Source organism: Acinetobacter sp. UBA6526 (assembly GCF_002434875.1).
GTDB classification, from domain to species: Bacteria; Pseudomonadota; Gammaproteobacteria; order Pseudomonadales; family Moraxellaceae; genus Acinetobacter; species Acinetobacter venetianus.
In genome coordinates this window covers 1-11,787 of record NZ_DJLC01000087.1, presented here as the reverse complement: position 1 = coordinate 11,787, position 11,787 = coordinate 1, and the positions used below count along the sequence as shown (strand labels likewise).

The window sequence follows — 11,787 nt, the reverse complement described above, 5'->3', positions numbered from 1 at the left end:
ATCCTTGCGATAATAATCAGCTAATGTGCTCCATCCTGTAATATGCATCATGCAGTCATCCTAATTTTTTTCCATGCGTTATCAAATTGCGAAAGTACCGCCTCACTCGCGGGCTTATCTACCAAACTGACAAATATAATTCCTACCGTTGCGATAATGTAACCAGGGATAATTTCATAAACATCAAAAATTCCACCGGATTTTAAACGCCAGAGAATGACGCTTAAGGCACCTAAACAAATACCCGTTATGGCGCCTTTAGCCGTCATTCTACGCCAAAATAAGGATAATATGACGACAGGCCCAAATGCGGCTCCTAATCCCGCCCATGCAAAAGAAACTAAATCAATGACTCGGCTGCTAGGCGAATAGGCCAATACAATAGCAACTATCGCAATCAATATAATTGAGATGCGGCTGACCCACATTAATTCGCGTTGCGAGGCATGTTTGCGGAAAACAGCGCGATAAATATCTTCAGTTAATGCAGATGAAGAAGCGAGCATTTGTGAATCTATCGCACACATAATCGAAGATAAAATAGCAGCTAATAAAATACCAGCAAGCCATGGTGTAAATAAATGTTCAGAAAATAAGATAAAGATACTTTCAGGGTTAACATCAAAAGAATTAAAATAGGCGATTCCCATGACCCCTGTTAATACGGCACCTACCATAGACAATCCCATCCAACCAACACAGATACGCCGTGCAATTTTAATTGAATGAACGGATTTAACTGCCATAAATCGCACGAGAATATGGGGCTGACCAAAATAGCCTAAACCCCAAGCCGCCGCTGATAGAATCGCAACAAAACTTAAATTCGAAACAAAATCATAAGCGTGTGGACGTGCACTTTCTACAATCGCTGTAAACTCTTCCGCACCAATTCCCAATGACATGTACGTCACGATAGGGAGAAGCAATAATGCGAAAATCATTAAGCCTGCTTGGAAAGTATCTGTCCAGCTGATTGCTAAGAAACCACCGATACACACATAACCAATGGTTGCAAAAGCACCTAACATAAGCGCAGTTTGATACGGTAAGTGGAATAGGGTTTCAAATAAACGAGCACCAGCAACCATACCTGAAGCACAATAAATTGCAAAAAAGATCAGAATAATCAATGCAGATGTGACGCGTAAGATTTTTTTCTGATCATCAAAACGACCAGTAAAATAATCAGGCAGGGTGAGGGCATTGTTTTGTACTTCGGTATGCACACGTAAACGGCCTGCAACCAAATACCAGTTAAGCCATGCACCAATGATCAAACCGATTGCAATCCACGATTCTGATAAACCAGTTAGGTAAATTGCGCCTGGTAAGCCCATGAGCAACCAACCACTCATATCCGATGCACCAGCAGATAAAGCGGTAACAAAACTGCCTAAACTTCGGCCTCCAAGAATATAATCATCAAGATTTTTGGTGGAAAAATAGGCGTATAGACCGATGCCGAGCATGGCAGCGATGTATACCACGAATACAACAACTGTGGGATTAGAAAAATTCATAATGGATGCCTGTCCTTACATATCCATAATTTGCAATCACATCCGAATAGTCAAAAAAATGATCCACTATTCCTTGGATTGATAAGGTCACAGATTCAAGCACGTTTGTTTTTTGAAATACTGTTAACTTTATGTATATTTTATGTATTGTTTATGTAATTTAAAATAAGTGTATGAATATTCGTTTTTTAATCTGAAAAAAAGCATTTTTTCTTGCGTAAAAAAATGAGATTTTCGCTCAAAAAAACGGTACGACGTTTTAGTTAGTTACAAAAGTATATTCTCCAAGCCAAAAAACAGCGATATGGGTGTGAAAAGTAGGCAAAATGAATGAAACATGATGTTACATTTGCAACAAAGCAGAGAAATTTCATTATAAAAAATACGTAATGTTAAGCAATTTTGCTAATGAATATTTACTCTAAATCTTCCATATTAATGTCTCGCACCAATAAGGTGCATCGTCTGAGAGAAATGGAAAGTGAACACGGTTCAAACGGCAACTATAAGAATAGAGCATGACTTGCTCGGCGCGAAAGAAGTTCCTGCTGATTGTTATTATGGAATTCATACTTTACGTGCAATAGAGAATTTTAAAATATCTTCGCAGAAAGTTGGACAAAATGGCTATTTTATTCGTGCGCTAGCACAGGTAAAAAAGGCTTCAGCTCAAGCGAACCTAAGTTTTGGAAAACTGATGGAAACTCAAAGTATTGCAATCCAGCATGGATGTGATGCTTTAATCAATGAAACTGAAAAATGGCAAGATTCTTTCCCAATTGATATTTATCAAGGCGGTGCAGGAACTTCCATCAATATGAACACCAATGAAGTCATTGCAAATATTGCATTAGAATCATTGGGTCATCAAAAAGGTAAGTATGATGTGATTCATCCGAACGATCACGTCAATAAATCCCAATCTACCAATGATGTCTATCCTACAGCGATCCGCTTATCAACGTATTGCTCTTTGGATGCTTTATTTACACAGATGGATAAATTAATTACTTCATTTGAAAATAAAGCGATTGAGTTCCGTTATGTTTTAAAAATGGGACGCACGCAACTGCAAGATGCTGTGCCGATGACACTTGGGCAAGAATTCCATGCATTCGCAACCTTATTAAAAGAAGATGTTCGTTTAATCAAGCGTACTCGCGAATTGTTGCTTGAAGTGAACTTAGGTGCAACGGCAATTGGTACTGGTGTAAATACGCCGAAAGGCTATGCAGCAAAAGTCGTAACCTGTCTAAAAGATATTACGGGTTTAAAACTGGTTGGTGCTGAAGATTATGTTGAGGCAACCAGTGACTGTGGTGTTTTCATCATTTTATCCAGTGCTTTGAAGCGTTTGGCGTGTAAGCTTTCAAAAATCAGTAATGATTTGCGATTGTTAAGTTCAGGTCCTCGTACTGGTTTGGGTGAAATTCAATTGCCAGAATTACAAGCTGGTTCTTCAATCATGCCAGCAAAAGTAAACCCAGTTATTCCTGAAGTTGTAAACCAAATTGCATTTAAAGTGATTGGTAATGATTTAACCATTACTTTCGCTGCTGAAGCAGGTCAATTACAGCTAAACGTGATGGAACCAGTGATTGCGATTTCATTGAATGAATCAATTGAGCTTCTTACACATGCAATTCAAAGTCTAGATGAAAAATGTGTACGTGGTATTAAGGCACATGAACAAGCATGTCATGATGCAGTGATGCGTAGTGTCGGAATTATTACCTTGCTTGATCCTTTATTGGGGCATGCGTTGTGTGATGAGATAGGTAAGCAATGTATCGCTGAAAATAAAACCATCCAAGAAGTTGTATTGGAGCGTGAGTTATTGACTCAAGAACAGCTTGATGAAATTTTCTCTTTTGAAAATCTAGTTTCTGAAGTTGACGGCTATCCAGTTGATTACGTTGCATAGATAATTCATGTCATAAAAAAGCCTAGTTCAATGACTAGGCTTTTTAATTTATAAAAATTATAAACCTGATTCGTATTCGCTGTTAGAAAGTAATTTTTCAACATCTGCGATATTGTCTGGTTTAATTTTATAAATCCAGCCTTTACCGTAAGGCTCTTCATTTACAAAATCAGGATCGTCTTCAAGATCAGTATTTACTTCGACCACTGTACCTGAAACAGGTGCGTGAATATCAGAAGCAGTCTTCACTGATTCAACAATACCAGCTTGTTCAGTTGCCGTAACATGGCTGCCAACTTCTGGAGCTTCAACATAAACTAGATCACCTAGCTCTTCTTGCGCGTGGTCGCTAATTCCTGTAACAACCAAATCACCTTCAATTCTTACCCATTCATGCGTACGCGCATATTTCAAATCAGCTGGATGATTCATGACAACTCCTTAACAATTTGTCTCATCATTTTTGTGGCTTTATACATGTTTTTTAATCAAAACAAAAGCAAAAGCATTTATAAAATAAGTACTTTTAGAGATTGTTGAGTCATTCTTGAAGTCACCCAACAAATTCTAACTTTATAAATATGGATCTTTACGCCAGTTACTCGGGCTACGACCACTCCAGCGTTTGAATGCACGACTAAAGTTCGCAACGTCTGAATAACCTAATTCATCGGCAATCTGCTCTAAACTATAATCTGTACGTGAGAGTAAAGACGTTGCATGACGGTAACGAACTTCATCAACGAGTGTTGAAAATGATGTTCCTTCAGCGGCTAACTGGCGTTTGAGAGTTCGATCCGACATATGCAAACGTTCTGCAACACTTTCAATGCTTAAGTAATGTTGTTCTGAGTTGGTTAAAATATCACGAACACGCATAGCTAAACGACGACGTTCACCTAAAGCTGACAATTCAGTTTCACATTGGTTGATCGCAATTTGGCTTGCAATTGGATCAGCATTGACCATTTTTAAGCCAAGATATTTTTTATCAAAGCTAGAAATTAAGTGTGGTTGGTTAAAACGAACGGTACTCGTTAACTTATCTTTATACTTATCAAAACCTTGAGGTTCGGGAAAATCTAAATCAACTTCACCATTAAGATCTTCAATACCCGTTAAAGCTTTTGCCATCGTCATGATGCCAATCGTCAAACCTAAGATAATCTCAGTGCGTAATGGTTCAACATCGATATCACATTGAAGCTGTAAAGTAGCTTTAGGACCAAAAGTAGAAAAATAAAGTTGTAAAAAGGGTAATCGTAATTGAATAAAGCGACTCGCCAAGGCAATTGCATCTGTAATGTCGTGAGCAGTCATGATCGCATAGCCAATAAAACCATGAATTGAGATACGCATTTGCGTACCTAAATGAAATCCAAGTGTACTTTCACCTGTAAGGCGTAAAGAGTGTTTTACGAGTTCGTTGGCAATCGGTGTTGGTATCCGAAAATTTGGATCAGCCAGTTGTTCGCTTGTTAAATGAAAAGGAGCGAATAAAGTTTCATCGTTATATCCCCAACGAGAAACAACATCTAATAACAATAAGCCATAGACGCCTGGTATTCCTTGATCTTGACGAGTTGAGGTCGTTTTCATGTGCTTTCCGTGGCGCTCATCAATTTTTGCTAATATCTTTAATCATCTAGGTTTTGAACATCTTTACATGAAATAAAATAATCAATCATAAAAATTGTTGGACAAGAGAGTCACCTCATGTTCAAAAATTAAGTTGGTTTTCTAAAGACCATGATTTTAGTTGTAGATATTAATAGCACATCACCATGTTGGTTCAAAGCTTGAGTAACGTAGCTGACAATACCACGGTCAGTTTTGGTTTTAGATGGTACTATCGCAGTAATTTCAACTTCTACATGAATTTTATCGCCAACACGCGTTGGGCGAGGCCATCTTAAACTGGACTCAGAGCCGAGCAACCCGCCCGCAATTGGAAAGCATTCAGTCCATAGACGCATAGTCACGGCTGATGTATGCCATCCACTTGCTGCTAATCCTTGGAAAATAGGATGTTCAGCAGCAGCCTCTTCATCTAAATGGAAGGGTTGGGGGTCATATTGACTGGCAAATTTTTTCACTTCTTCAAGCGTCATTTCATATTCACGGCTTATGAAATGATCTCCAACACTTAAGTCTTCTAGATACAACATTATTCTGTTTCCTGAGTCACTCGTTGTTCAACCAAGAAACCACCTGTTTGTCGTTTCCAAAGTTGAGCATACAAGCCATCATTAGCAATCAATTCCTCATGTGTACCTTGTTCAGCAATTCTGCCTTGATCAAGTACGATGAGACGATCCATTTGAGCAATAGTAGATAAACGGTGTGCAATTGCAATGACTGTTTTGCCAACCATCAAGTCATTTAAACTGCTTTGAATCGCAGCTTCGACTTCAGAGTCAAGTGCACTGGTTGCTTCATCTAAAATAAGAATCGGTGCATCTTTTAAGAAAACGCGTGATATTGCAATACGTTGACGTTGTCCACCAGACAGCTTTACACCACGTTCACCGACATATGCATCATAGCCAACACGACCTTTTTGATCTGTTAACTGTGGAATAAACTCTTCTGCTTTAGCCTTTCTAACTGCGAGTTCAACCTCAGCTTCAGTCGCATTTGGACGACCGTATTTAATGTTTTCGGCAACAGTACGATGTAGTAGAGAAGTGTCTTGAGTTACCAACGCAATATTGGCACGTAAGCTGTCTTGAGTGACATCATGAATACTTTGGCCATCAATCAAAATACGACCTTGGTTCACATCATAGAAGTGTAGGAGCAATTGGATTAGTGTTGATTTGCCAGCACCAGAACGACCGACAATACCAATTTTTTCGCCTGGTTTAATCGTGAGGTTAAAATGATCAATGACATTTTTTTGATTATAAGCAAAGCTGACATTTTCAAAACGGATTTCGCCTTTTTGAACTGTAAGTTCCGTTGCATCTTCTTTATCTTGAATTTGAACAGGCTTGCCTAAGGTTTTCATTCCATCTTGAATCGTACCGACATTTTCAAACAGCATGGTGACATGCCACATTAAAAACTCAGCCATACTATCCAACTTCAAAACCATTGCAGTTGTTGCTGCAATAACGCCAATAGCAGCTTGTCCTTGTGTCCACAACCAAACAGAAGTACCAATTACACCAATGTATAAAAAAGCACTTAGGAAACGAATGCTGATTTCGTATTTGACACCCAAACGCATTTGCTTATAAACAGTGAGCATGAACTCTTTCATGGACTCTTTGGCGTATTGGCTTTCACGACCAGCATGAGCAAACAATTTTACGGTTTGGATATTGGTATAAGCATCGGTCACGCGACCTGTCATGATTGCACGCGCATCCGCTTGCTCTTGAGAAATTTTGCCCAGTCGAGGAATGAAATACGTCGCAATGATGATGAAAATAGCCAACCATAAAATCAGTGGCACAATTAAAATAGGCGAGATTGATCCAAGTACTAAACTGATGGTGATGAAATAGATCAGCACATAAACCAACATATCGCCGAGAATCATCCAAAACTCACGCACTGCCAAAGCAGTTTGCATGACTTTCGCTGAAAGGCGACCTGCGAAATCAGTATGGAAAAAGTCTAAGCTTTGTTGAAGCAATAGATTGTGAAAGCGCCAACGCATTCGCATTGGAAAATTACTAAATAAAACTTGGTGTTTAACGACAGATTGCAAACTAACAAAGAAAATATTGGCGAAAAGAATGCTAATCAGAATCGTGATATTTTGCTTATTGTTCTCTAAAAAGGTACTCGGTTGGCTTTGAGTGAGCCAATCTACTAATTTACCAATATATGAAAAGAATAATGCTTCAAAGCTTGCTGCTGCTGCGGTACACGCAATTAAGATAAAGAGATATGGACGAATGCCTTTTGTTGCTTGCCAAACAAATGCAAAAAATGTGGTTGGTAATGGTTTGTTTAAGTCTTTGGTGGGGTATGGGTCGACTAGTTTTTCAAACCACTGCAACATGCTTGTTTCCTCTAATTAAAAGTATCGATTCGCCTAGCTTTCGTAGCATATCAGAAAATGGATAGGAGTAACGAGAAAAGCAAACGAGTAAATATTATTTTTACTAAATGGAAAAATTAATAAGCTGATTTATCAAGTGATGAGATTGAGAAAAGTCTTTTTTATAATGGACTCAGCGTTTCTAAAAGTAGTCGAACTAATTCATGAAATTTAATTTAAGAGCGTAATTCATCTAGCATTAGAACTCATTAAAGGATTTTATCCATTCAATGAGTTCCAATGTTCTGAAGCGTATGAGTCAACTCTATTGATCTATACAGAAATTAAGCTACATAACTATTTACATCAAGTTCTGGCTCACCCGCCAATACTGAGATAAAGTTTTCAGTCGTTTCAGCCGTTAGCAAATAGGGATTGAATTCTTCTAGATGATATTTCATAAAAAAATCAGTAATATTTTGATTTACTGGTGAAAATTTCATAGACCATTGTGAGAACAAATTATCTTCACATTCTGCATAGTAGAGAATTTCACAATTAACATGTCGGTCATCTTTGACAATCTTTGTATAGAACAAATCATCGATGGTATCTTTTTGACCCTCAAGACATTGTACAAAATATCCATGGCCATAATATAAAACACCAGTAACATCATTGCGATAATTAAAATCTACTGCTTCATCTAGGATTTCAATCAAATTTGTCTTTAGATTGGAGTCAATATCCTTAATTTTACTTACGTATAAAAGCCTTACTGACTTCATCATTGATATGCTCATTTTAAAGTTCACATCCAGTTATATAGATAAAACAAAGGTTTGTATATTTTTAAGCGTAATAATTGTCCGAACCTTACAAGATCACTACAACTGTCTATAAATATTAGGAATGAGACATTCGGCAGACTATTTGCTAGATTATGTGATTTTTATAGTATTAAGAGGCGGTAATGATGAAGTTATTTATGGGGTGTGTATTTGCAACAAGCTTAGTTGGTTGTTCTTCTATGAATTATGAGAATTCTATGAAACCGCCGATTGTTCCTAAGAATCAGGCAATTAATACTTTTAAAATGCCTGAACACGGTGTTGTGACTGATCGAGATATTCACAATATACCCGAAAATTCTAATCTTAATTATCAATACAAAATTGATTTTTAATTCAGTTGAAGCGATTTGAACTATAGTTTTTCAAATTATTATCCTTTGAGGGCTAAATGGAGTTATCCCTCATGTCTAAAGTTAAAAGTCTTTAAAATTTTATTTTAATGATTTTATTTTTACCATTTGGTAAATTGTGGACATGAATAATAAAAGGCACACTAGATGAAATATACAATATTATTAGTTACATCACTTCTACTAACAGAATATGCTTTTGCAAGAGAAACGAATTCAATACGTTCTTCATATGAGCTAGTGGTTGTTGGTGATAGTGAGAGTGATTTATTGAGAAAAATGGGAAGATCTTCGCCGAGATATTTCACTCACAGAGAAGGGCGTCGCTCTTGTGCGGCAACTGAATATTTTTATGACATCGATATGCAAACTTATACGGTTTGGGTGTGCAATGGAAAGGTATTTAGAATTGATGTGAACACTAAGTAACTTTATAAGATATTGATTTTATTTTACTTAAACCCAATTAAATCCTAAATTTTGTTATATTAATATTTTACACTGAAAATAAAAAAGCTCTCTTTTGAGAGCTTTCTTTTAAATCTTTTATTCTAATTCAAGCTGATAATCGTCTTTAGTCACCTTAATTTTAAGTTTTCTATATTTGCGCTTATTGGGATCTAGTGCTGAATTAGTAACCTCTTTCGCAAATTCTCGGTCATTCATAAGTGTTGAATATGCTTTGTACCCCAGAATTACTCGACTTGGTTTAGAGCCATTTCGAGAAACATAATGATCAATCATTAAATTTAATTCGTTTAAAAGACTAGTATCGTTCATGCTATGGATGCATCACTTTTAAGAATTTATGAAATAATAATACAAGTTAATTAACTTATCTACATGAATTTATGAAAGAATTATTAAAATTCTGTCATAAAACTGTCATATTAAAGCTATACTTTTCAATTAATGAAGAAAAATTTAATGAATAAGATATAAGTCCTCATACTTTTGGAGGGATTTTAGAGATGGGAAATAAAATTTCGGAAAGTCGTAAGAAGCGAAGTATAGGTTTTCGTTTAAACTATTTAATTTCAGCCTATCAAAAATTTTTGATGGAAAAGAATTTATTAAATACTGAAATCAATAGGATGATTTTTGTAGAGAATTATATAAATTCTTTAAAATTAAACATCTATGATGAGTTTTCTAAGCATCAGTTAATTAAAGATCTAAATATTTTTTATCGAGAGTAAGGCTTCAATCACACATATTTAAAAAGTGATAAATCCCTTAAAATTTGTAATGTTATTGCATGATAAAGAGGCATATAATTTAAGCTAACAACAATTTCATAGGATCAAAAAATGCTTCTCAAGTTTGCAATTCGATTCATGGCTGTTTTATTTTCTGTGTTGGCCTTAGCTGCAATCGTCATTCACTTCTTTTTCTCAAGTAAACTCACAACTGACCTATGGATTATTGTCGTTCCAATCATTCTGGGTGTTCCAATGGTCGCTTCCGTGATTGTTGCGAAAGATACAGAACTCAATGTTCAGTAAGCTGTTGACTACAAATGAAGCTCGTAACTAAGAGCTTCATTTTCTCATACAAGCTAAATATCTAATTAATTCGGTTCTTGTCGTGGTGCTGCATTCATTTCATGACGGACTCTGCTGATATCTTCATAAATCACTTTTCTTAATCTATTGATCGCACCGAGTGGTCTGTGTTCGGGTAAGGCGTGCCATGGTGTAAATGAAAGATTTTCACAGAACTCATTTTGCTTTGCTGTATCAAAGTTTTGTTGTGGGATATGAATTGTTGCGATGTGATAAAAAGGCGCTTCAGATTCTTTCCATTCTGTCATCGAGTCTTCAATAAGCATTTTGTTGGATGTTCTTGGTTGAATGAGGAACTCCATACAAGCATCTTGATGAGCTAATGTATTCTTCAAAGCACTTCTTAGAAAGTTTGGTTCAGCATTTTTAGGAATAGTTGCTTTTTCAGGCTGACATGCTCTAACAGAGTATTTTACTGCTTGTCGGTTTTCACCGATGCCAAGTTGGTAGGGTACCATTGACCAATAACGTGCTTGGATTGGATTTGCAATTAATGAGTTGCGAGCACCTAAAGCATTGATCGTACCTTTTATACCGAGTGCAAATGGAACTTGAATTTTGTCGGTAAAATGATCTCCGCTAATGTGTTTGGTAAAACTCAAATATCTTTTGGCATCATTTACGAAGAAAACAGGATGATTAATCATAATAAAATCCTGAGTTGTTGCTTGAGGATTAGATTCTAGAATTTTCTTTCCTGCTACGCCTAAAATTTTAATCGCTATGCCACGAGCATCTTTTTTGTTATCTGCTTGGGTTGCATCACCTGATGCATTGGAAAATCTAATCCAAGCTTGATAGGTTTTGTTTGGTATAAACACGCCTTTGGCAAGTTGCTTTGGAATGTCCTTTAAGATATGAAATTCAGCTTGCACACAACCATGTGCTTTAGGGTGAGCATCACGTAGAGCATGACCATTTTGATACTGTTTACGTATGGTTTGCTCGATGGTCTTTGAAATTTCTAGTGCTAATAGTGCTTCATTCGGTTGTAATTTCTCACCCAAGTCTTGGTCTATTTGTGGATAAGGAATTTTCGTCTCATCATTCTTGAATGTTGATAGCGGGGGCTTTTGATATATTTCTTCACTACATCCAGACACAGCGATGAAAACTGAGGAGAATACAAACAGCGGAATAATGTATTTTTGATAAAACATGACCGATTTCCTCATTTATGCTGTTCTGGTTTTAGTCGTTATATTAAATCATTGTGTTGCATTGATAAGTAAATGACAATCAAACGGTTGTAAGTGTTTTGAAACTCAAAAGAATTCTGAAAATCGCAAGACTCAAATATATTTTAAATACCTAAGTTTACTCAAAAGCTTATCTATCTTAACAATTACGTGAAAAATAAAATTTATGATGAGGCTTTATGTTGATGACTTGAGAATAAATAGATGACAGAAAATAGTAAGCAAAATGAAACTCTTATCAGTGGTAATGCACCGTTATTTTTAGTTGAGGACATGATCATTGATCGATTTAGTCCGATGTATTGGCGTGTTGATGGCCCACAAACAATGTCATTTGCAATCACTGATTATGAAAATGGTTTCGAGGCATCTTTTCGT

The 11,787-nt window shown here is 36.4% G+C and carries 13 protein-coding genes; 5 read left to right on the top strand and 8 right to left on the bottom strand.

The genetic code is table 11. From position 1 onward, the window contains the following. Positions 1-47: 47 nt before the first annotated feature. The gene (gene putP / locus B4237_RS05535) at positions 48-1,523 is read right to left on the bottom strand and encodes a sodium/proline symporter PutP (protein ID WP_286942068.1); all 1,476 of its coding nucleotides are present in this window, start codon (positions 1,521-1,523) and stop codon (positions 48-50) included. A 481-nt stretch (positions 1,524-2,004) separates the two neighbouring features. Here putP and aspA point away from each other — a divergent pair, with 481 nt between their 5' ends. Further along, positions 2,005-3,447: an aspartate ammonia-lyase gene (gene aspA / locus B4237_RS05530; RefSeq protein WP_286942065.1), complete on the top strand. Its 1,443-nt coding sequence runs from the start codon at positions 2,005-2,007 to the stop codon at positions 3,445-3,447. A 57-nt stretch (positions 3,448-3,504) separates the two neighbouring features. Here aspA and gcvH read toward each other — a convergent pair whose 3' ends face one another. From gcvH to B4237_RS05505, 5 genes are all read right to left on the bottom strand, one after another. After that, complete coding sequence (gcvH, locus tag B4237_RS05525) at positions 3,505-3,879, bottom strand: glycine cleavage system protein GcvH (RefSeq protein ID WP_004879188.1); 375 nt, start codon at positions 3,877-3,879, stop codon at positions 3,505-3,507. 141 nt (positions 3,880-4,020) lie between these two features. Then, positions 4,021-5,046 carry an AraC family transcriptional regulator gene (locus B4237_RS05520; RefSeq protein ID WP_004879189.1) on the bottom strand — a complete coding sequence of 342 codons (1,026 nt, stop codon included), beginning with the start codon at positions 5,044-5,046 and terminating at the stop codon, positions 4,021-4,023. A gap of 128 nt (positions 5,047-5,174) precedes the next feature. Continuing rightward, positions 5,175-5,615: a MaoC family dehydratase gene (locus tag B4237_RS05515; RefSeq protein WP_007482361.1), complete on the bottom strand. Its 441-nt coding sequence runs from the start codon at positions 5,613-5,615 to the stop codon at positions 5,175-5,177. After that, positions 5,615-7,462, bottom strand: coding sequence for an ABC transporter ATP-binding protein (locus B4237_RS05510; RefSeq protein WP_004879193.1), 1,848 nt, complete (start codon positions 7,460-7,462; stop codon positions 5,615-5,617). Before B4237_RS05510 ends, B4237_RS05515 begins: the two co-directional genes overlap by 1 nt. A gap of 323 nt (positions 7,463-7,785) precedes the next feature. After that, positions 7,786-8,229, bottom strand: coding sequence for a BLUF domain-containing protein (locus B4237_RS05505; RefSeq protein WP_278596728.1), 444 nt, complete (start codon positions 8,227-8,229; stop codon positions 7,786-7,788). A 185-nt stretch (positions 8,230-8,414) separates the two neighbouring features. On the opposite strand from B4237_RS05505, the gene B4237_RS05500 reads away from it, so the two are divergent. Continuing rightward, positions 8,415-8,627, top strand: coding sequence for a hypothetical protein (locus tag B4237_RS05500; protein ID WP_278596720.1), 213 nt, complete (start codon positions 8,415-8,417; stop codon positions 8,625-8,627). A 165-nt stretch (positions 8,628-8,792) separates the two neighbouring features. Continuing rightward, positions 8,793-9,074 (top strand): hypothetical protein, encoded by a 282-nt coding sequence (locus B4237_RS05495; protein ID WP_278596721.1) that lies wholly within the window; start codon positions 8,793-8,795, stop codon positions 9,072-9,074. Between the two features lie 117 nt (positions 9,075-9,191). Here the strand turns inward: B4237_RS05495 and B4237_RS05490 are convergent, their stop codons facing one another. After that, positions 9,192-9,425, bottom strand: coding sequence for a hypothetical protein (locus tag B4237_RS05490; protein ID WP_004879202.1), 234 nt, complete (start codon positions 9,423-9,425; stop codon positions 9,192-9,194). A 191-nt stretch (positions 9,426-9,616) separates the two neighbouring features. Between B4237_RS05490 and B4237_RS05485 the strand changes: the two genes are divergently transcribed. Further along, positions 9,617-9,844 (top strand): hypothetical protein, encoded by a 228-nt coding sequence (locus B4237_RS05485; RefSeq protein WP_019384320.1) that lies wholly within the window; start codon positions 9,617-9,619, stop codon positions 9,842-9,844. Between the two features lie 111 nt (positions 9,845-9,955). Further along, positions 9,956-10,150 (top strand): hypothetical protein, encoded by a 195-nt coding sequence (locus B4237_RS05480; RefSeq protein ID WP_004879207.1) that lies wholly within the window; start codon positions 9,956-9,958, stop codon positions 10,148-10,150. Positions 10,151-10,215: 65 nt separating this feature from the next. On the opposite strand, the gene B4237_RS05475 is transcribed toward B4237_RS05480, so the two are convergent. Next, positions 10,216-11,370: a catalase family protein gene (locus tag B4237_RS05475; RefSeq protein ID WP_286942059.1), complete on the bottom strand. Its 1,155-nt coding sequence runs from the start codon at positions 11,368-11,370 to the stop codon at positions 10,216-10,218. Positions 11,371-11,787 lie beyond the last annotated feature (417 nt).